18 protein-coding genes, 2 tRNA genes and 3 rRNA genes are annotated in these 20,778 nt (G+C 52.7%); 8 read left to right on the top strand and 15 right to left on the bottom strand.

What is annotated here, in order from left to right; genetic code table 11:
- Positions 1 to 5: 5 nt before the first annotated feature.
- The 7 genes from dkgB to VW41_03975 form a co-directional block, all read right to left on the bottom strand.
- Positions 6 to 812, bottom strand: coding sequence for a 2,5-diketo-D-gluconic acid reductase (gene dkgB / locus VW41_04005; GenBank protein ID AJZ88268.1), 807 nt, complete (start codon positions 810 to 812; stop codon positions 6 to 8).
- Positions 813 to 988: 176 nt separating this feature from the next.
- Positions 989 to 1,065: transfer RNA gene (locus tag VW41_04000), tRNA-Asp, on the bottom strand.
- A 192-nt stretch (positions 1,066 to 1,257) separates the two neighbouring features.
- A 5S ribosomal RNA gene (locus VW41_03995) occupies positions 1,258 to 1,373 on the bottom strand.
- Positions 1,374 to 1,445: 72 nt separating this feature from the next.
- A 23S ribosomal RNA gene (locus VW41_03990) occupies positions 1,446 to 4,389 on the bottom strand.
- A gap of 203 nt (positions 4,390 to 4,592) precedes the next feature.
- Positions 4,593 to 4,668: transfer RNA gene (locus VW41_03985), tRNA-Glu, on the bottom strand.
- 76 nt (positions 4,669 to 4,744) lie between these two features.
- A 16S ribosomal RNA gene (locus VW41_03980) occupies positions 4,745 to 6,298 on the bottom strand.
- Together the 16S, 23S and 5S rRNA genes with 2 tRNA genes alongside form the textbook arrangement of a ribosomal RNA operon.
- Positions 6,299 to 6,668: 370 nt before the next feature.
- A complete protein-coding gene (locus VW41_03975; protein AJZ88267.1) occupies positions 6,669 to 7,235 on the bottom strand; it encodes a D,D-heptose 1,7-bisphosphate phosphatase in 567 nt (188 codons plus the stop codon).
- A 188-nt stretch (positions 7,236 to 7,423) separates the two neighbouring features.
- On the opposite strand from VW41_03975, the gene metN reads away from it, so the two are divergent.
- From metN to VW41_03945, 6 genes are all read left to right on the top strand, one after another.
- On the top strand, positions 7,424 to 8,455 hold the full coding sequence (gene metN / locus VW41_03970; GenBank protein ID AJZ88266.1) for a DL-methionine transporter ATP-binding subunit: 1,032 nt from the start codon (positions 7,424 to 7,426) through the stop codon (positions 8,453 to 8,455).
- Positions 8,448 to 9,101, top strand: coding sequence for a DL-methionine transporter permease subunit (locus VW41_03965; GenBank protein AJZ88265.1), 654 nt, complete (start codon positions 8,448 to 8,450; stop codon positions 9,099 to 9,101). The genes metN and VW41_03965 overlap by 8 nt, the downstream gene beginning before the upstream one ends.
- A 30-nt stretch (positions 9,102 to 9,131) precedes the next feature.
- Positions 9,132 to 9,947 carry a DL-methionine transporter substrate-binding subunit gene (metQ, locus tag VW41_03960; protein ID AJZ88264.1) on the top strand — a complete coding sequence of 272 codons (816 nt, stop codon included), beginning with the start codon at positions 9,132 to 9,134 and terminating at the stop codon, positions 9,945 to 9,947.
- 113 nt (positions 9,948 to 10,060) lie between these two features.
- Positions 10,061 to 10,465: a membrane protein gene (gene rcsF / locus VW41_03955; GenBank protein AJZ88263.1), complete on the top strand. Its 405-nt coding sequence runs from the start codon at positions 10,061 to 10,063 to the stop codon at positions 10,463 to 10,465.
- A complete protein-coding gene (locus VW41_03950; GenBank protein AJZ88262.1) occupies positions 10,462 to 11,169 on the top strand; it encodes a tRNA (adenine(37)-N6)-methyltransferase in 708 nt (235 codons plus the stop codon). Before rcsF ends, VW41_03950 begins: the two co-directional genes overlap by 4 nt.
- A gap of 110 nt (positions 11,170 to 11,279) precedes the next feature.
- Positions 11,280 to 12,998, top strand: coding sequence for a proline--tRNA ligase (locus VW41_03945; GenBank protein ID AJZ91846.1), 1,719 nt, complete (start codon positions 11,280 to 11,282; stop codon positions 12,996 to 12,998).
- A gap of 49 nt (positions 12,999 to 13,047) precedes the next feature.
- On the opposite strand, the gene VW41_03940 is transcribed toward VW41_03945, so the two are convergent.
- From VW41_03940 to VW41_03930, 3 genes are read right to left on the bottom strand one after another with little or no spacing between them, the layout of a single operon-like run.
- On the bottom strand, positions 13,048 to 13,737 hold the full coding sequence (locus VW41_03940; GenBank protein AJZ88261.1) for a copper homeostasis protein: 690 nt from the start codon (positions 13,735 to 13,737) through the stop codon (positions 13,048 to 13,050).
- 36 nt (positions 13,738 to 13,773) lie between these two features.
- Complete coding sequence (locus VW41_03935) at positions 13,774 to 14,196, bottom strand: hypothetical protein (protein AJZ88260.1); 423 nt, start codon at positions 14,194 to 14,196, stop codon at positions 13,774 to 13,776.
- A complete protein-coding gene (locus VW41_03930; GenBank protein AJZ88259.1) occupies positions 14,193 to 14,735 on the bottom strand; it encodes a hypothetical protein in 543 nt (180 codons plus the stop codon). The genes VW41_03935 and VW41_03930 overlap by 4 nt, the downstream gene beginning before the upstream one ends.
- A 198-nt stretch (positions 14,736 to 14,933) precedes the next feature.
- Between VW41_03930 and VW41_03925 the strand changes: the two genes are divergently transcribed.
- Both VW41_03925 and VW41_03920 read left to right on the top strand, forming a co-directional pair.
- Positions 14,934 to 15,134, top strand: coding sequence for a hypothetical protein (locus VW41_03925; protein ID AJZ88258.1), 201 nt, complete (start codon positions 14,934 to 14,936; stop codon positions 15,132 to 15,134).
- Positions 15,121 to 15,381 (top strand): Rho-binding antiterminator, encoded by a 261-nt coding sequence (locus tag VW41_03920; GenBank protein ID AJZ88257.1) that lies wholly within the window; start codon positions 15,121 to 15,123, stop codon positions 15,379 to 15,381. The genes VW41_03925 and VW41_03920 overlap by 14 nt, the downstream gene beginning before the upstream one ends.
- A 55-nt stretch (positions 15,382 to 15,436) precedes the next feature.
- Here VW41_03920 and VW41_03915 read toward each other — a convergent pair whose 3' ends face one another.
- The 5 genes from VW41_03915 to VW41_03895 form a co-directional block, all read right to left on the bottom strand.
- The gene (locus tag VW41_03915; protein ID AJZ88256.1) at positions 15,437 to 15,748 is read right to left on the bottom strand and encodes a cytochrome C554; all 312 of its coding nucleotides are present in this window, start codon (positions 15,746 to 15,748) and stop codon (positions 15,437 to 15,439) included.
- Positions 15,745 to 17,052 carry a tRNA(Ile)-lysidine ligase gene (gene tilS / locus VW41_03910; protein AJZ88255.1) on the bottom strand — a complete coding sequence of 436 codons (1,308 nt, stop codon included), beginning with the start codon at positions 17,050 to 17,052 and terminating at the stop codon, positions 15,745 to 15,747. Before tilS ends, VW41_03915 begins: the two co-directional genes overlap by 4 nt.
- Before the next feature lie 61 nt (positions 17,053 to 17,113).
- Positions 17,114 to 17,503 carry a lyase gene (locus VW41_03905; protein AJZ88254.1) on the bottom strand — a complete coding sequence of 130 codons (390 nt, stop codon included), beginning with the start codon at positions 17,501 to 17,503 and terminating at the stop codon, positions 17,114 to 17,116.
- Between the two features lie 57 nt (positions 17,504 to 17,560).
- Complete coding sequence (locus VW41_03900; GenBank protein AJZ88253.1) at positions 17,561 to 19,702, bottom strand: lysine decarboxylase LdcC; 2,142 nt, start codon at positions 19,700 to 19,702, stop codon at positions 17,561 to 17,563.
- A 116-nt stretch (positions 19,703 to 19,818) separates the two neighbouring features.
- Positions 19,819 to 20,778: an acetyl-CoA carboxylase subunit alpha gene (locus VW41_03895; protein AJZ88252.1), complete on the bottom strand. Its 960-nt coding sequence runs from the start codon at positions 20,776 to 20,778 to the stop codon at positions 19,819 to 19,821.

Genomic DNA, 20,778 nt, shown 5'->3' with positions numbered 1-20,778 from the left:
CTGGTTTAGTTATCCCACTCAGGAGCCAGGCCTTCAGGGCTTACCAGGCGGTCATTGCATTCCAGGGCAGCAATGGCCGCCATGTCTTCTGCATCCAGCTTTAGGTTCAGCGCCTGCAGGTTGCTTTCCAGATTCGCACGTTTGGTGGAAGAAGGAATAACCGCGTAACCCAGAGCCATCGCCCATGCCAGAATCACCTGTGCAGGCGTGGCCTGATGTTTCAGTGCAATGCGGCCAATGGTTTCATCCGCAAGTGCTTTACCATACGCCAGCGTCATATAGGACGTGATGTGGATGTTATGCTGTTTAGCCCATTCAACAACGGTGCGGTTTTGCAGGTATGGCGACAGTTCGATCTGGTTCGTCGCAATATTTTCAGCGCCAACAGCGTCAATGGCCTGCTGCATCAGCTCAACGGTAAAGTTTGAAATACCAATCTGACGAGTCAAACCAGCTTCTTTCGCTGCCAACAGCACCTGCATAAATTCAGCGACCGGTACGGCATCGTTTGGCGATGGCCAGTGGATCAGGGTCAGATCGACATAGTCAGTACGCAGTTTCGCCAGACTCTCTTTCAGACTTGGGATCAGTTTGTCTTTGCTAAGATTTTCAATCCAGATTTTGGTGGTGATAAACAACTCACCGCGTGGAATACCGCTCTCCTCCAGAGCCTGGCCAACGGCCGCCTCGTTATCATAGATTTGTGCAGTATCTACCGCGCGATAGCCCAGCTCCAGTGCAGTTTTAACCGATGCGATGACGACGTCGTCTTTCAGGCGGAAAGTGCCCAGACCGAATGCAGGAATTGCCATTATTAACCTCATTATAGGATGTGCGTTTGTATGAGGCTGAGTATGCCGGGGAGCACTTTGGTTAAAAAGACGGATAAATGCAGAAGATTTTTGCTAAATCAGCAACAATGTCGCGGTTGATGATGGAATTTAAAAGACAAAAAAGCCCTGAGTCTAAGACTCAGGGCTTAAATAAGTGGCGGAACGGACGGGACTCGAACCCGCGACCCCCTGCGTGACAGGCAGGTATTCTAACCGACTGAACTACCGCTCCACCGAATTTTTCTACAACTACCGGTTTGTTGCCCCGGTTTACTGCTTAATTTGATGCCTGGCAGTTGATGAACTTCCGTTCACCCTACGGGCCGCTGCTTCGCAGCGTTCAGACTCACCTTTCGGTTCGTCAGTCCTACTCTCTGAGAGTAGTGAACTGCCTCGTATTACTGACCATTACTGCTAATTTGATGCCTGGCAGTTCCCTACTCTCGCATGGGGAGACCCCACACTACCATCGGCGCTACGGCGTTTCACTTCTGAGTTCGGCATGGGGTCAGGTGGGACCACCGCGCTACGGCCGCCAGGCAAATTCTGTTATTGACCGTCACTTCGTGACCATCAATATAATCCTGAACTAAGCTGAAAATCTCTCTCTAAAAACACCTTCGGTGTTGTAAGGTTAAGCCTCACGGATCATTAGTACTGGTTAGCTCAACGTATCGCTACGCTTACACACCCAGCCTATCAACGTCGTAGTCTTCAACGTTCCTTCAGGACTCTCAAGGAGTCAGGGAGAACTCATCTCGGGGCAAGTTTCGCGCTTAGATGCTTTCAGCGCTTATCTTTTCCGCATTTAGCTACCGGGCAATGCCATTGGCATGACAACCCGAACACCAGTGATGCGTCCACTCCGGTCCTCTCGTACTAGGAGCAGCCCCCCTCAATTCTCCAGCGCCCACGGCAGATAGGGACCGAACTGTCTCACGACGTTCTAAACCCAGCTCGCGTACCACTTTAAATGGCGAACAGCCATACCCTTGGGACCTACTTCAGCCCCAGGATGTGATGAGCCGACATCGAGGTGCCAAACACCGCCGTCGATATGAACTCTTGGGCGGTATCAGCCTGTTATCCCCGGAGTACCTTTTATCCGTTGAGCGATGGCCCTTCCATTCAGAACCACCGGATCACTAAGACCTGCTTTCGCACCTGCTCGAGCCGTCACTCTCGCAGTCAAGCTAGCTTATGCCTTTGCACTAACCTCACGATGTCCGACCGTGATTAGCTAACCTTCGTGCTCCTCCGTTACGCTTTAGGAGGAGACCGCCCCAGTCAAACTACCCACCAGACACTGTCCGCAACCCGGATCACGGGTCTACGTTAGAACATCAAACATTAAAGGGTGGTATTTCAAGGTTGGCTCCACGCAGACTGGCGTCCACGCTTCAAAGCCTCCCACCTATCCTACACATCAAGGCTCAATGTTCAGTGTCAAGCTATAGTAAAGGTTCACGGGGTCTTTCCGTCTTGCCGCGGGTACACTGCATCTTCACAGCGATTTCAATTTCACTGAGTCTCGGGTGGAGACAGCCTGGCCATCATTACGCCATTCGTGCAGGTCGGAACTTACCCGACAAGGAATTTCGCTACCTTAGGACCGTTATAGTTACGGCCGCCGTTTACCGGGGCTTCGATCAAGAGCTTCTCCTTACGGATAACCCCATCAATTAACCTTCCGGCACCGGGCAGGCGTCACACCGTATACGTCCACTTTCGTGTTTGCACAGTGCTGTGTTTTTAATAAACAGTTGCAGCCAGCTGGTATCTTCGACTGCCTTCAGCTCCACCCGCGAGGGGTTTCACTTACCGACAGCGTGCCTTCTCCCGAAGTTACGGCACCATTTTGCCTAGTTCCTTCACCCGAGTTCTCTCAAGCGCCTTGGTATTCTCTACCTGACCACCTGTGTCGGTTTGGGGTACGATTTAATGTTACCTGATGCTTAGAGGCTTTTCCTGGAAGCAGGGCATTTGTTACTTCAGCACCGTAGTGGCCTCGTCATCACACCTCAGCGTTAACAGAAGTCCGGATTTACCCTAAACTTCCCGCCTACATGCTTAAACCGGGACAACCGTCGCCCGGCTAACATAGCCTTCTCCGTCCCCCCTTCGCAGTAACACCAAGTACAGGAATATTAACCTGTTTCCCATCGACTACGCCTTTCGGCCTCGCCTTAGGGGGTCGACTCACCCTGCCCCGATTAACGTTGGACAGGAACCCTTGGTCTTCCGGCGAGCGGGCTTTTCACCCGCTTTATCGTTACTTATGTCAGCATTCGCACTTCTGATACCTCCAGCAAACCTCACAGTTCACCTTCAACGGCTTACAGAACGCTCCCCTACCCAACAACACATAGTGTCGCTGCCGCAGCTTCGGTGCATGGTTTAGCCCCGTTTACATCTTCCGCGCAGGCCGACTCGACCAGTGAGCTATTACGCTTTCTTTAAATGATGGCTGCTTCTAAGCCAACATCCTGGCTGTCTGTGCCTTCCCACATCGTTTCCCACTTAACCATGACTTTGGGACCTTAGCTGGCGGTCTGGGTTGTTTCCCTCTTCACGACGGACGTTAGCACCCGCCGTGTGTCTCCCGTGATAACATTCTTCGGTATTCGTAGTTTGCATCGGGTTGGTAAGCCGGGATGGCCCCCTAGCCGAAAACAGTGCTCTACCCCCGAAGATGAGTTCACGAGGCGCTACCTAAATAGCTTTCGGGGAGAACCAGCTATCTCCCGGTTTGATTGGCCTTTCACCCCCAGCCACAAGTCATCCGCTAAATTTTTCAACATTAGTCGGTTCGGTCCTCCCAGTTAGTGTTACCCAACCTTCAACCTGCCCATGTGCTAGATCACCCGGGTTTCGGGTCTATACCCTGCAACTTAACGCCCAGTTAAGACTCGGTTTCCCTGCGGCTCCCCTATACGGTTAACCTTGCTACAGAATATAAGTCGCTGACCCATTATACAAAAGGTACGCAGTCACCCCATTAAAGAGGCTCCCACTGCTTGTACGTACACGGTTTCAGGTTCTTTTTCACTCCCCTCGCCGGGGTTCTTTTCGCCTTTCCCTCACGGTACTGGTTCACTATCGGTCAGTCAGGAGTATTTAGCCTTGGAGGATGGTCCCCCCCATATTCAGACAGGATACCACGTGTCCCGCCCTACTCTTCGAACTCACAGTATGTGCATTTTAGTGTACGGGAGTATCACCCTGTACCCTGCGACTTTCCAGACGCTTCCACTAACACACAAACTGATTCAGGTTCTGGGCTGCTCCCCGTTCGCTCGCCGCTACTGGGGGAATCTCGGTTGATTTCTTTTCCTCGGGGTACTTAGATGTTTCAGTTCCCCCGGTTCGCTTCATTACGCTATGTATTCACGCAATGATAGTGTGACGAATCACACTGGGTTTCCCCATTCGGAAATCGCCGGCTATAACGGTTCATATCACCTTACCGACGCTTATCGCAGATTAGCACGTCCTTCATCGCCTCTGACTGCCAGGGCATCCACCGTGTACGCTTAGTCGCTTAACCTCACAACCCGAAGATGTTTCACTTCAGATTATGAAAATTTGAGAGACTCGAACATGTCTTAACCTCATTCTTTATTACGGAAGAACGAGACGACATGTCGTTTCAATTTTCAGCTTGTTCCGGATTGTTAAAGAGCAAATATCTCAAACGTGACTCTTTCAAGTCAGTTTTGAGATATAACGGCACGCAACTTTCACTTACATACCAGCAAGTGGCGTCCCCTAGGGGATTCGAACCCCTGTTACCGCCGTGAAAGGGCGGTGTCCTGGGCCTCTAGACGAAGGGGACACTGAAGTCTCAATCGCAAGACGCCTTGCTTCTCTACATCTATCAGACAATCTGTGTGAGCACTACGCGGGTTGTATCTATTAGGTAAGGAGGTGATCCAACCGCAGGTTTCCCCTACGGTTACCTTGTTACGACTTCACCCCAGTCATGAATCACAAAGTGGTAAGCGCCCTCCCGAAGGTTAAGCTACCTACTTCTTTTGCAACCCACTCCCATGGTGTGACGGGCGGTGTGTACAAGGCCCGGGAACGTATTCACCGTAGCATTCTGATCTACGATTTATCTAGCGATTCCGACTTCATGGAGTCGAGTTGCAGACTCCAATCCGGACTACGACGCACTTTATGAGGTCCGCTTGCTCTCGCGAGGTCGCTTCTCTTTGTATGCGCCATTGTAGCACGTGTGTAGCCCTACTCGTAAGGGCCATGATGACTTGACGTCATCCCCACCTTCCTCCAGTTTATCACTGGCAGTCTCCTTTGAGTTCCCGGCCGAACCGCTGGCAACAAAGGATAAGGGTTGCGCTCGTTGCGGGACTTAACCCAACATTTCACAACACGAGCTGACGACAGCCATGCAGCACCTGTCTCAGAGTTCCCGAAGGCACCAATCCATCTCTGGAAAGTTCTCTGGATGTCAAGAGTAGGTAAGGTTCTTCGCGTTGCATCGAATTAAACCACATGCTCCACCGCTTGTGCGGGCCCCCGTCAATTCATTTGAGTTTTAACCTTGCGGCCGTACTCCCCAGGCGGTCGACTTAACGCGTTAGCTCCGGAAGCCACGCCTCAAGGGCACAACCTCCAAGTCGACATCGTTTACGGCGTGGACTACCAGGGTATCTAATCCTGTTTGCTCCCCACGCTTTCGCACCTGAGCGTCAGTCTTTGTCCAGGGGGCCGCCTTCGCCACCGGTATTCCTCCAGATCTCTACGCATTTCACCGCTACACCTGGAATTCTACCCCCCTCTACAAGACTCAAGCTTGCCAGTTTCGAATGCAGTTCCCAGGTTGAGCCCGGGGATTTCACATCCGACTTAACAAACCGCCTGCGTGCGCTTTACGCCCAGTAATTCCGATTAACGCTTGCACCCTCCGTATTACCGCGGCTGCTGGCACGGAGTTAGCCGGTGCTTCTTCTGCGAGTAACGTCAATCGCCAAGGTTATTAACCTTAACGCCTTCCTCCTCGCTGAAAGTACTTTACAACCCGAAGGCCTTCTTCATACACGCGGCATGGCTGCATCAGGCTTGCGCCCATTGTGCAATATTCCCCACTGCTGCCTCCCGTAGGAGTCTGGACCGTGTCTCAGTTCCAGTGTGGCTGGTCATCCTCTCAGACCAGCTAGGGATCGTCGCCTAGGTGAGCCATTACCCCACCTACTAGCTAATCCCATCTGGGTTCATCTGATGGCAAGAGGCCCGAAGGTCCCCCTCTTTGGTCTTGCGACGTTATGCGGTATTAGCTACCGTTTCCAGTAGTTATCCCCCTCCATCAGGCAGATCCCCAGACATTACTCACCCGTCCGCCGCTCGTCACCCAGGAGCAAGCTCCCCGTGCTACCGCTCGACTTGCATGTGTTAGGCCTGCCGCCAGCGTTCAATCTGAGCCATGATCAAACTCTTCAATTTAAAAGTGTTTGATGCTCAAAGAATTAAAACTGTTTATAAAATCAGTAGTCACTCTTCAAGACTTGATATTTGTTTGCATCCTAAGATGCTGAGATATCAATCCTGCGAGTGCCCACACAGATTGTCTGATAAATTGTTAAAGAGCAGTGAGTTAGGCGCTTTCGCTTGCTAACTCGAGGTGGCGTATAATACGCTTTCCTCTTTCAGAGTCAAGCGTTTATTTTCGCTTTCGTCTGACTGACTACCGGGTTGTTAAGCCGCTTTTGAAGCCGCTTCGCCGTGTCAGTGGAGGCGCATTATAGGGAGTTCTCAGAGTCTGACAACCCCTAATTTGAAAAAACTTTCTGACCGCGCGTTTTTTAATCGTAACGCTTATTTTTGGCGCTGTTTGATGGCTTTTGGCAGGTCAGCAAGGCTATTAATGACCAAATCTGCGGCCGCCTCACCTTCTTCTGTCACAGGTTTACCGGTCCGAACCAGCACTTTAGTCCCCACCATAGCGGCAGCACCGGCCTGCATATCTTCAATTTTGTCGCCGACCATATAAGAAGAAGCCATATCAATGTGCAGGAAGTCCCGTGCGGAAATCAGCATGCCCGGCTGCGGCTTGCGGCAGTCACAGGTCTGGCTAAACTCTTCCACGCTCCCTTCAGGGTGGTGAGGGCAATAATAGATGCCGTCGAGATCGACACCACGGTCCGCCAGCGACCAGTCCATCCACTCGGTCAGGTTTTCAAAGTCAGCCTCGGTGAACATCCCGCGCGCAATGCCGGACTGGTTAGTTACCAGTACCAAAGCAAAGCCCATCTCTTTTAATTCACGCATTGCTTCTATAACACCATCAATAAACTCGAATCGGTCAACTTCATATACATAGCCATGATCGACATTAATGGTGCCATCGCGGTCGAGAAAAATAGCGGGTACGGACTGTGCCACTTGAGAACTCCTGAAACGGGTTAATTGCGCTTAGTATCGCATGATTTAGTAATAAGGAGAGAACAGTCCTTCACTCCCTGATTGATTTAGACGTCTGGATGCCTTAACATCCATATCGATTACGGTAACTTTGGTTACTGGTAGCAGAAAATTCCACGGCTAATACATATACGATAATAAATAACTCAATGATTAAACTTTCAAATATCACCAAGGTGTTCCAGCAGGGTAACCGCAGCATACAGGCATTGAATAATGTCAGTCTGCATGTGCCTGCCGGACAAATTTATGGCGTGATTGGCGCGTCCGGTGCGGGGAAAAGTACCCTGATCCGCTGTGTAAACCTGCTTGAGCGCCCAACTGAAGGTTCAGTTCTGGTTGACGGCCAGGACCTGACCACGCTTTCTGAAACCCAGTTAACCAAAGCCCGTCGCCAGATTGGCATGATCTTCCAGCACTTTAATCTGCTCTCTTCGCGTACCGTTTTCGGCAACGTTGCTCTGCCACTTGAGCTGGATAACACGCCAAAAGAAGAGATTAAACGTCGCGTTACCGAGCTGCTGGACTTAGTGGGTTTAGGTGAAAAGCACGATGCCTGGCCTGCAAACCTTTCCGGCGGTCAGAAGCAGCGCGTAGCGATTGCTCGTGCCCTTGCCAGCAACCCAAAGGTACTGCTGTGTGACGAGGCCACCAGCGCGCTGGACCCAGCCACGACCCGTTCCATTCTGGAGCTGCTGAAAGACATTAACCGTCGCCTCGGCCTGACCATCCTGCTCATCACCCACGAGATGGATGTAGTCAAACGTATTTGTGACTGTGTGGCCGTGATCAGCAACGGCGAGCTTATTGAGCAGGATACGGTGAGCGAAGTGTTCTCCCATCCGAAGACGCCTCTGGCGCAGCAGTTTATTCAGTCCACGCTGCACCTCGACGTGCCGGAAGATTACGCCCAGCGCCTAAGCGCAGAGCATAAAGAAAGTGCAGTACCTTTATTGCGCCTGGAGTTTACTGGCCAGTCGGTCGATGCCCCACTTCTTTCAGAAACAGCACGTACCTTTAACGTGAATAGCAACATTATTAGCGCGCAGATGGATTATGCCGGTGGCGTGAAATTCGGCATCATGCTGTGCGAAATGCACGGCGAGCCAAAAGATACGCAAGCGGCTATTGCCTGGCTGCAGGAGCAACACGTGAAAGTAGAGGTGCTGGGTTATGTCTGAAGCAATGATTTGGTTACTGGTACGCGGTGTTTATGAAACGCTGGCCATGACCTTTGTTTCCGGTTTCTTCGGATTTGTGATTGGCCTGCCGGTGGGTGTGCTGCTATACATCACTCGCCCGGGGCAAATCAGCGCCAACGCGAAGCTATACCGCAGTATTTCTGCTCTGGTAAATATTTTCCGCTCCATTCCGTTCATTATCTTACTGGTATGGATGATTCCATTTACTCGCGCGATTGTGGGAACCTCCATCGGCCTGCAGGCAGCGATCGTTCCGTTGACCGTAGGCGCAGCACCGTTTATTGCACGTATGGTTGAAAATGCCTTGCTGGAAATCCCAACCGGTCTGATTGAAGCTTCACGCGCCATGGGTGCGACGCCGCTGCAAATCATTCGCAAGGTGCTGCTCCCGGAAGCACTTCCGGGCCTGGTCAATGCCGCGACCATTACCCTTATTACTTTAGTGGGCTATTCTGCTATGGGCGGTGCCGTCGGTGCAGGCGGTCTGGGGCAGATTGGTTATCAGTACGGGTACATCGGTTACAACGCTACAGTAATGAATACCGTGTTGGTTCTTCTGGTCGTGCTGGTTTACTTAATTCAATTCTCTGGCGATCGTATCGTCCGGGCTGTTACACACAAATAAACACAACTGCATTCATACAAGGAAAAGGACATGGCTTTTAACTTTAAAACGTTCGCCGCGGTCGGCGCTCTGATTGGCTCTCTGGCCCTGGTGGGTTGCGGTCAGGAAGAAAAAGATCCAAACCACATTAAAGTCGGCGTGATCGCCGGCGCTGAGCAGCAGGTGGCCGAAGTCGCGCAGAAAGTGGCTAAAGAGAAATATGGCCTCGATGTTGAGCTGGTGACCTTTACCGACTATGTCCTGCCAAACGAAGCGCTTAGCAAAGGCGATATCGACGTTAACGCCTTCCAGCACAAACCTTATCTGGATCAGCAAATCAAAGATCGTGGTTATAAACTGGTTTCCGTAGGCAATACTTTTGTTTACCCAATCGCCGGTTACTCCAAAAAAATCAAATCACTGGCTGAACTGCAGCCGGGTTCTCAGGTAGCACTACCAAACGACCCAACTAACCTGGGCCGTTCTCTGCTGCTGCTGCAGAAAGAAGGTCTGATCAAACTGAAAGACGGTGTTGGCCTGCTGCCAACCGTACTGGATGTCACCGAGAACCCGAAAAACCTGAAACTGGTCGAACTGGAAGCACCACAACTGCCGCGCTCTCTTGACGATGCACAGATTGCTCTGGCTATCATCAACACCACTTACGCCAGCCAGATTGGCCTGACGCCAGCGAAAGACGGTATCTTTGTTGAAGACAAAAACTCTCCTTACGTGAACCTGATCGTTTCTCGTGAAGACAACAAAGATGCAGAGAACGTGAAGAAATTCGTTCAGGCCTACCAGTCTGATGAAGTTAACGAAGCAGCTAACAAAGTCTTTAACGGTGGCGCGGTTAAAGGCTGGTAAGTTTCCATTCTTCAGTTTTACGTAAATAATTAAAGGCGGGCGCAAGCCCGCCTTGTTATTTTGGTTCGAGCTTGCTTCAATGTTCCCCGATTTACATTCATTGAGGAAATATTATGCGTGCTTTACCGATCTGTTTATTAGCATTCATGCTGAGCGGCTGTTCAATGCTAAGCAGATCCCCAGTAGAACCCGTTCAAAGCACGGCAGCTGCGCCGAAGACAGAAACCGAGAAACCTAAAGCGCCTCGCCCTGCTCCGGTCAGAATCTACACCAACGCAGAAGACTTAGTGGGTAAACCGTTCCGTGATTTAGGCGAAGTCAGCGGCGAGTCTTGTCAGGCAAGCAATCAGGATTCTCCTCCGAATATCCCGACCGCACGTAAACGCATGCAGATTAATGCCTCTAAAATGAAAGCCAATGCGGTTCTGCAACACAGCTGTGATATCACCACCGGGACACCTGGGTGCTACCGTCAGGCCGTCTGTGTTGGCTCCGCGCTGCAAGTTTCGGCGCAATGACCGAATTCCAGTTTGCGCAAATAGGCGTCATTCGATCCCCATATAAAGAAAAGTTCGCCGTCCCGCGTCAGCCCGGTCTGGTCAAAGATGGCGGCGGTGAACTGCATCTGCTTGCGCCCTACAACCAGGCCGATGCCGTGCGCGGGCTGGAAGAATTTAGCCACCTGTGGCTGCTGTTTGTCTTCCATCAAACGATGGAAGGCGGCTGGCGACCAACCGTTCGCCCTCCTCGGCTGGGAGGAAACGCGCGAATGGGCGTGTTCGCTACGCGCTCTACATTTCGCCCGAATCCTGTCGGCATGTCGCTGGTTGAACTCAAAGGCATCCGTTGCCAAAAAGACGAAGTGATCTTACAGCTTGGCAGTCTGGATTTGGTGGATGGGACACCCATTGTGGATATCAAACCGTACCTGCCCTTTGCAGAAGCCGTGCCGAACGCGAGTGCTGGCTATGCGCAACAGGCTCCGCAGGCAGACATGCTCGTTACTTTTACGCCAGAAGTTCAGCACCAGTTAACAGGGCTCGAAAAACGCTATCCGCATATTGCGCGTTTTATCAGTCAGGTGCTTGCCCAGGACCCTCGACCTGCCTATCGTAAAGGTGAGGATGTCGGGAAGAGTTATGCCGTTCTGCTTCTGGATTTTAATGTTCGCTGGCGCGTCACAGAGCAAGGTTTTGAAGTGTTCGCCCTCGAAGCGAGTTAATTTAGCCCTCTCTCTTTTGACATCTCTGCCACACTGGTAAACTAAACCACTTTTTTTGAAGCAGGCCGCCGGTGGCCTGCGCTCTGCCGTTCAAATGGAACCGTAACAACATGCGTACTAGCCAATACCTGCTCTCCACTCTGAAGGAGACACCTGCCGACGCTGAAGTAGTCAGCCACCAGCTGATGCTGCGCGCCGGGATGATCCGTAAGCTGGCCTCCGGTTTATACACCTGGCTGCCGACCGGTTTGCGCGTCCTGAAGAAAGTCGAAAACATCGTGCGTGAAGAAATGAACAACGCCGGTGCTATCGAAATGTGCATGCCGGTGGTTCAACCCGCTGACCTGTGGCAGGAGAGTGGACGTTGGGAGCAATACGGCCCGGAGCTGCTGCGCTTTGTTGATCGCGGCGAACGTCCTTTCGTGCTGGGTCCAACCCACGAAGAAGTGATCACCGACCTGATTCGCAATGAGCTCAGCTCCTACAAGCAGCTGCCGCTGAATCTGTTCCAGATCCAGACCAAATTCCGTGACGAAGTACGCCCACGCTTTGGCGTTATGCGTTCCCGCGAATTCCTGATGAAAGACGCCTACTCGTTCCATACGTCTCAGGAATCCCTGCAGGAAACCTACGACAAAATGTATGAGGCTTACAGCAAGATCTTCTCCCGCATGGGTCTGGATTTCCGCGCCGTTCAGGCGGATACCGGCTCCATCGGCGGCAGCGCTTCCCATGAGTTCCAGGTACTGGCACAAAGCGGGGAAGATGATGTGATCTTCTCTGACAGCTCAGATTATGCGGCAAACATCGAATTCGCAGAAGCGTTAGCACCTGCCTCAGGCCGCGCAGCGCCAACCGCTGAAATGAGCCAGATCGACACCCCGAATGCCAAAACCATCGCCGAGCTGGTCGAGCAGTTCAACCTGCCAATCGAGAAAACGGTTAAGACTCTGCTGGTGAAAGCCACCGAAGGCAGCGCTTACCCGCTGGTTGCTTTACTGGTCCGTGGCGATCACGAGCTTAACGAAGTGAAGGCTGAGAAGCTGCCGCAGGTAGCAAGCCCGCTGACGTTCGCCACCGAACAAGAAATTCGCGACATCGTGAAAGCCGGTCCTGGTTCCCTGGGCCCAATCAATCTGCCAGTTCCGGTTGTGATTGACCGCAGCGTTGCCGCAATGAGCGATTTCGCCGCTGGCGCAAACATCGACGGCAAGCACTTTATCGGCATTAACTGGGAACGCGATGTTGCGCTGCCGGAAGTCGCGGATATCCGTAACGTGGTGGCCGGCGACCCAAGCCCGGATGGCAAAGGCACGTTGATGATCAAACGCGGCATCGAAGTGGGTCACATCTTCCAGCTGGGCACCAAGTACTCTGAAGCGCTGAAAGCCGCGGTTCAGGGCGAAGATGGCCGTAACCAGACGCTGACTATGGGCTGCTATGGTATCGGTGTAACCCGCGTGGTCGCTGCCGCGATTGAACAGAACTTTGATGACCGCGGTATTCTGTGGCCGGATGCTATCGCCCCGTTCCACGTTGCGATTCTGCCAATGAACATGCACAAGTCCTTCCGCGTCCAGCAACTGGCCGAAGAGCTGTATACGACGCTGCGCGCGCAGGGTATCGATGTGCTGCTGGATGACCGTAAAGAGCGTCCAGGCGTGATGTTTGCCGACATGGAACTGATTGGCATTCCTCACACTATCGTTATTGGCGACCGCAATCTCGACAACGAAGAGATCGAATACAAACATCGCCGCGCCGGTGAGAAGCAGATGATCAAAACCAGCGAGATCGTTGATTTCCTGGTGAAGCAGATCAAAGGCTAATTCGCCGTTGACCATAAAAAAGCCCGTCCATCTGGACGGGCTTTTTGTTTTAGTCGTTACACTCTTTGCCGGGCTTAAACTTCGCGCCTTTATCGGCCACCAGCGCTTTCTGTAGTTCCCCGCTGTCAGGAGAGGCCTGTAGGGTGAAGTGCCCTTCTACCACCAGCAGGATTGGCGCGTTGTCCTTGCCGCGCGCTGCCGCATAGGCTCTTTCCAGCTCGGCGTTATCCGCAACGGCAAAGGTTTTACCGGTCGCACAATCCTGGAATACCGCCGCGTCAGCCATGTATTTATACTTGCCTTTCATCGGCATTGGCGTTGACGGCAGCTTCGCATCCACCGCTTTTAGCGTGTAGTTGAACTGCGATTCAATCGGATTGCCTTCGCGATCCAGCATCACCAGGCTGTCGCCTTTAGGGTGGAAATATTGCTTCTCGCCTTCGCTGTCGGTTAAGACCAGCTTGTCGGCAGTACGCGCCCATTTACCGTAGCTGGCAAATGAGGCTCCCCTTCCCTGATAGGTCTGATTCATTACCCAGGTGCCGTCCTTTTCCAGGAACAGCGAGGTTTCAATCCCTTCACAATCCGCACAGGGTACTACGCCGCGATAGCTCTGCTGCATCGGTTTGAGTTCCGCCGCCTGAGCGGGGATCAAGGTTTGCGTTTCCGTACGATTATTACAGCCAAATAGCGTGAACAGGCTGAGCGCTGCCAACGCTGCCAGAAGACTCTTCTTCATGCTTTATTCCTTATGCCGTTGTCCTAACGTTCGTCGCTACTCCGGATGACGACGAACTTTGCCACGTAGTGCTTTGGTTGTCGATTTCTGTGCCTTCGAGGCCAGACGCCGCTCTTTAGAAGCCCGCGTCGGCTTTGTGGCCCGGCGGCTCTTCTGCACTACGGTGAGTTCTTGTATCAGTGAAACCAGACGAGCCACCGCCGCTTCGCGGTTCATCTCCTGGCTTCGGTATTCCTGGGCTTTAATCACCACCACACCCTCAGGGGTAATTAAATGGTGACTTACCGCCAGCAGACGTATCTTATACGACTCTGGCAGGCTAGAGGCAGGGATATCAAAGCGCAAATGAATAGCCGTTGAGGTTTTATTCACATGCTGCCCGCCAGCCCCCTGGGCGCGAATCGCGGTAATCGTCACCTCATTGTCCGGGATAATTACCGTTCGCGACACGAAAATCATTGCTGCTGCCAGGCTGTAAAGTGAATTTCCAGATTATTCTCGCTGTCAGACAGCCAGATTGCGCCATCCTGAATTGTCGCCTGCAGGTTCATGGTGCGGGTGCCAAACTCACTTAACTTCGCCAGCTGTGCGTCATCCAGATACCAGATGGACAGGTTTTTAAACTGGCTCAGGCGGTTCTGGTTTTGCTGCCACCAAATCTCCGCCGCACGACTATTATAGGTAAACAATGCCACCTCAGCCGCCTGGCTACAGGCTTTTTTCACCCGACGTTCTTCCGGTAACCCTAGCTCTACCCACAAATCGATGCCAAGGTGATCGTTCTTGCGCCAGATTTCCGGCTCGTCTTCAGCGCTGAGGCCACGGGTAAATTCCAGTCGCTCATCCGCATATTTAATCCACGCCAGCAGGCGCAGCATCATACGCTCCTGCGTTTCCGAAGGATGACGCGCCAGCGTCAGGCTGCTGTCCAGAAACCGATTACGATCGAGATCGGCCACATTCACCGTCGCCTTATAAATTGTCGCTTTTAACGCCATCATACTTCTCCATACACAATTACGCGCTATTGTAGCGAAATAACGCACCTGCGGCTCGAAGTATGACGGGTATATTTGCGTGGCTGATATCGGTTACATTGCTGTGGTATAGTCACCTTGCTAAACAGAGTTTATCTTCGTAGGCTTAGACTTGACCCCACGAGTAGGTCTGAAGTCGGGACTCTGAGAGGAGGGTATATGGAAAATTATTGTGAATTAGTTCGGCAACGCTACGCGGAAATTGCCAGCGGTGATTTAGGCTATATTCCTGATGCCTTAGGATGCGTATTGAAGGCTCTGAACGAAGTTGCCTCCAGCGAGGCCGTCTCAGAGTCGGTCAGGGAACAGGCGGCTTATGCTGCCGCGAACTTACTGGTGAGCGATTATGTCAATGAATGATGCGTATCAACCCATCAACTGTGATGATTATGACAATCTCGAGCTCGCCTGCCAGCATCATTTGTTACTGACGCTGGAGCTAAAAGACGGGGAGGTTTTGAAAGCCAAAGCGAGCGATCTGGTTTCTCGTAAAAACGTCGAATATCTGATTGTCGATAATGCCGGCGCCACGCGTGAGTTACGCCTCGATAAAATTAACAGCTTTAGCCACCCCGAAATTGGCACTATCGTGGTGAGCGTCGAATAAATCTGGTCACCCCATCTCAAACAAAACGGGCAGCCCTCATGGCTGCCCGTTTTGTTTAGGGCTTCATTGAGGCGTAGTACGCCGCTAAATTACTGATATCCTCGTCTGAAAGCCCGCTGACGTAAGCCTTCATGATTTCAGCCTGCCCACCGCTCCGTTCCCCTTTTTTGTAAGCCTGAAGCGAATGCTCCAGATAGGCTTCACTCTGCCCGCCAATATTCGGATAAAGCGGCGCAGACGCTTTCCCACTCATGCCATGGCAGGCAACGCAGGTCATGGCCTTTGCTTCCCCGGCCTGTGGATCGCCTTTCGCCAGAACGGATAAACTGCAGGCCGTTAGCCCAAGCAGCAGTACGACTTTTTTCATTGCTCAACTCCCTTTTGCCAGTCTATGTGCCAGCATGAATGTTCCGTAGCTTGCCCTTCGCGAGTGACAAAAATGCCCGGTGCAGCGATAAGTTGCTCGCCATAAAACAGCAGCGGCGTGGCGTCACGCTCCCACGGAGGAATACGTAGCTCCTGCCAAATTTTTTTTAGCGTTCGCCCTTTATCCCGGCCGATGATATGCAGCAAACCCGGAGCCTTAAAACGCAGGCTAACAATTTCGCCCTCTGCTGGTGCGCGTACCGCCATTCCCTTATCGCTGAGAGAAAACGTTCCTGCCCCGGGGAGATGCAGCGGGCGGTAAGGCGCAGGCCATAAATAGCTTTTTTCCCGATCGATGTTCAGCAGCGGAACCCAATACAGTTCCCCCTGAAAGCGCCTGATTTCATGCTCGCCCAGGCGGAGGCGAGGGTTTGCATCTTCCCGACTTAAAGCGACTTCCTGCCATAAACGCTGCAGAGAAGCCCGGGACGGCATCGCAGCGCGATGGTGGGCCAGCCAGCGTCGCAGCAGGGCAAATCGCCGGGCATCGCTCATCGTCAGCATCGGGTCAATACGCAGCGCGCCCTGCTCCGACATTAACTGCCCCAGCTGCTCGGCAAGCAGTTCATCAAGAAGCTGTTCCTGCTCACCGCATAAATCCGCGCTGCGGGCAACGCTGCGGGAAAAATGGGGCCATCTCTGCTGCAACAGAGGAACAATCCTCAGACGCAGGAAATTCCGGTCATACTTATCGTCCTGGTTACTTTCGTCTTCAATCCAGCTTAGCCGGTGAGCACAGGCCCACTCCTCGAGCTGTGCACGGGACGTCGTCAGCAGTGGACGCAGTAATAATGTGTCGCTAAAAGGCAAAATCGCAGGCATCGACGCCAGCCCGGCAGGACCGCTGCCGCGCTTAAGCGCCAGCAGGAAGGTCTCACACTGGTCGTCCAGATGCTGCGCCGTCAGTAATACTTCGTCTGCCAAAAGCGAGCCAGAAAGCGCCTGATAGCGAGCGGCCCTCGCCTCTCCTTCAATCCCCTGTCCACCAGAAGGTAACTGGACATAAGCCGCTGCAAAGGGTACGCGCCATTTCGCACACAGCGCCTGACAATGCTCTACCCAGCTATCTGCTTTCGGGCTTAGTCCGTGGTGGATATGCATTGCCCTGATATTCAGTTCGGGTTGCAGGGTATCGCGCAGAGTCACCAGTTGATGCAGCAACACGGTCGAATCCAGCCCACCGCTAAACGCCACCAGTAACTGGCGGTGAGGATGCAGAAAAGACTGAAGTTCACGGATAGTCATGGCTCGTCGTTACTAAGGATTTGCCCGGCAAATTACCGGGCATTCGTGACGCTGGCAAGGTCTACTGCTGATAAAGTTCCAGCGGCAGGCCATCGGGGTCGCTGAAGAACGTGAAGCGCTTATTGGTATAGGGATCGATGCGAATAGGCTCGCATTTCACTCCGTGGCTTTCCAGATGCGTAATCGACTGGTCGATGTTTTCCACGCTAAATGCCAGGTGACGAAGCCCGCAGGCCTCCGGTCGACTTGGACGTACGGGAGGAAACGGGAAGGAGAACAGTTCAATAACATACTGGCCATTCAGCGCCAGATCGCCTTTCCAGGAGTCCCGCTCTTTGCGGTAAACTTCCGCTTCGAGCGTAAACTCCAGCACATCACAATAGAATTGCTTACTTCGTTCGTAGTCCGACGCGATAATCGCGACGTGATGAATTTGCTTTAAGCCCAGCATAAAATCTCCTTAGTCACTTCAGGCAAGGTAATCATCGCTTCCCTGCAAAGCAAGCGCTCAAGCCTCTTTTAAGACTCGTACTCTGTAGACGCCGTCCTCACCGAGTTTTGCTCCATGGATGTCCGTTTCAAAGCCCGGATAATGCTCCCCAACCGAGCACAGCATCAGCAGGAAGTCGAGCACCGCCCGGCTCTCTTTGGTGATCACTTCTCCGGGCATCACCACCGGCACGCCAGGCGGATAAGGCAGGATCATATTGGCCGATACTCTGCCCAACAGTTCCTCTATCTCTACCGTTTCGACGTTGCCTTTCACCTGCTGCTGATAAGCCTCGTGCGGCGTCATACGCATTTCTGGTAGAACATCAAAAGCTCGCAGCATCAGGTCTGGCAAATTATGTTGCTTAATCAGCTTGTGGATCCCCTGCGCCAGCGTCTGAATGCGCATATTTCGATAAAAGTCCGGATCTTCCGCATAAAGATCCGGGAGCATGTTCTTCACCCGCAGATTAAGATCGTAAGAGCGCTTAAACTCCGTCAGCCCACGCAGCAGGCTTAGCGCTTTTGTCTTATCGATACCGATGCTAAACAGGAACAACAGGTTATACGGGCCCGTTTTCTCGACGACAACGCCTCGCTCATCGAGGAACTTGGCCACCAGCGCCGCCGGTATCCCCTCTTCTGCCATCTCCCCCAGCTCGCTCATGCCCGGCGTCAAAATAGTGACTTTGATAGGATCGAGATACATGTGATCCGCATCGGCCTCCCTAAAGCCATGCCAGTCTTCCTCACCGGGTGCAATGGGCCAGCACTCAGCCTCATCAACATGATCGGGCTGCCAGATATCGAAGAACCAGTCTTCAGACTCTTCACGCAGGCGCTGCACTTCACGACGAAAATGCAGCGCGCGCTCAACGGAGCGGTTAATCAGCCGCTTACCGGTGTTACCGCGCAGCATCGCCGCGGCAGTTTCAATCGAGGCCACCAGCGGGTAGCTCGGGGATGTGGTGGTATGCATCATGTAGGCTTCGTTGAAAGTCTCTTCATCGTAATCACCTTTAATGTGAATCAGCGAAGCCTGAGAGAACGCCGCCAGCAGTTTATGGGTTGACTGGGTTTCATAGATAATTTTCCCTGGCACCCGGTCACCGCTCATGCCGCTTTTCCCCTGATAAATAGGGTGGAAGTTGGTATAAGGCACCCAGGCGGAGTCGAAGTGAATCGACGGTACATCCAGCGTTTTCTTGATGAAATCGGTGTTGTACAGCAGCCCGTCATAGGTTGAATTGGTGATAACCGCATGCACTGGCCAATGCGCATTCGGTGTTTCAGCAACCTTTTTTTCGATATTTTCGCGAGTGAATTCACGCTGTGGAATGCCGCCCAGTATCCCCAGCGCGTTACGCGTAGGCTTCAGCCAGATCGGCACCAGGTTGGTCATCATCAGCAAATGGGTCAGTGATTTATGGCAGTTACGATCGACCAGAATCGTGCTACCGGAAGGCGCGGCATACATGCCAACAATCTTGTTCGACGTCGAAGTACCGTTGGTCACCATATAGCTTTGCTCGGCGCCAAAGGTGCGGGCAATATACTCCTCCGCCTCAAGATGAGGGCCGGTATGGTCAAGCAATGAGCCCAGTTCCGTCACCGAAATCGACACATCCGCCTTTAGCGTGTTACCGCCAAAGAAGTCGTAAAACAGGCACCCGACCGGGCTTTTCTGGTAGGCGGTGCCGGCCATGTGCCCCGGCGTGCAAAAGGTATATTTTCCCTCTTTTACGTAGGTGAACAGCGCTTTGGTCAGCGGCGGCGTAATGGTATCCAGATACTCGTTGGTGTACTGGCGAATACGCAGGGCGATGTCGTCGGCCGCGCTCAACGCATACTCGAAGAACCACAGCGCCATGCGCATTTCATTCACGCTAACGTTCAAAGAAGAATGCGTATTGATAAACGCATACAGAGGCAAGTTTTCGTTCAGCAAGTTGATTTCGCTGCACAAATCGAGACTGTATTCGTCCCAGTCAAAGACGACGCCGCAGATACGAGGGTTATGCTCAATCAGCTTAAGCAAATCGGTACTGTTGGTCGGGTAGATGAGCTGAAAGCCCTGTAGCTCCAGCGCGCGATGCAGTTCCTTAATGGGCTCGTCTTTATAGAAAACGCCGTGCGGCCCCATAATCGCAATAGTATTCAATGTTCACCTCCTGGAAAATCACTTGGCTAAGCATAGCGCAATGGGGTTTTCCATGAAGCGATAAATGCAAAAAGGGCCGGAAAATCCGACCCTTATCGCTACTGTACAGCATAAAATCAGGCGTAGCCGTAGCTCATCAGACGCTGATAACGACGGTTCAACAACTCGTCTTTGTTCAGCACGTCAAGATCAGCCAGATCCGCCAGCAGCTGTGCTCGCAGGGAAGCAGCCATCACTTCCGGGTTGCGGTGCGCGCCGCCCAGAGGCTCAGGGATGACGGTATCGATAAGCTTCAGCTCTTTCAGGCGAGGAGCAATGATCCCCATCGCTTCTGCAGCCAGCGGGGCTTTATCCGCGCTTTTCCACAGAATGGACGCACAGCCTTCCGGGGAAATAACGGAATAGGTGCTGTACTGCAGCATGTTCACTTTGTCACCCACACCAATGGCCAATGCACCACCGGAGCCACCTTCACCAATAACGGTACAGATGACCGGTACTTTCAGGCGGGACATTTCGCGCAGGTTGCGGGCGATCGCTTCAGACTGACCACGTTCTTCGGCACCAACGCCCGGATAAGCACCCGGAGTATCGATGAAGGTAATGATCGGCATGTTAAAGCGTTCAGCCATTTCCATCAGACGCAGCGCTTTACGGTAACCTTCTGGTGCCGGCATACCGAAGTTACGACGGATTTTCTCTTTGGTTTCACGCCCTTTCTGATGACCAATGATCATCACCGGACGACCTTCCAGACGAGCAATACCCCCCACGATAGCTTTATCGTCGGCATAGGCACGGTCGCCGGCCAGTTCGTCGAACTCATCAAAAGCCAGACGAACGTAATCCAGGGTGTACGGACGCTGCGGATGGCGCGCCAGTTGCGCAATCTGCCATGCGCCTAAATCAGCGAAGATCTTGCGGGTCAGCTCAACGCTTTTCTCGCGCAGACGCTGCACTTCTTCGTCCAGATTAATATCCAGTTTTTCATCCTGGCGGCTAACGGCCGTCAGGGAATCGATTTTCGCTTCCAGCTCTGCAATCGGCTGTTCGAAATCAAGGAAATTCAGACTCAT

The organism is Klebsiella michiganensis, assembly GCA_000963575.1.
Lineage (GTDB): Bacteria > Pseudomonadota > Gammaproteobacteria > Enterobacterales > Enterobacteriaceae > Cedecea > Cedecea michiganensis_A.
The sequence above is the reverse complement of the archived record's forward strand: the minus strand, read 5'-3'. Positions and strand labels throughout refer to the sequence as shown.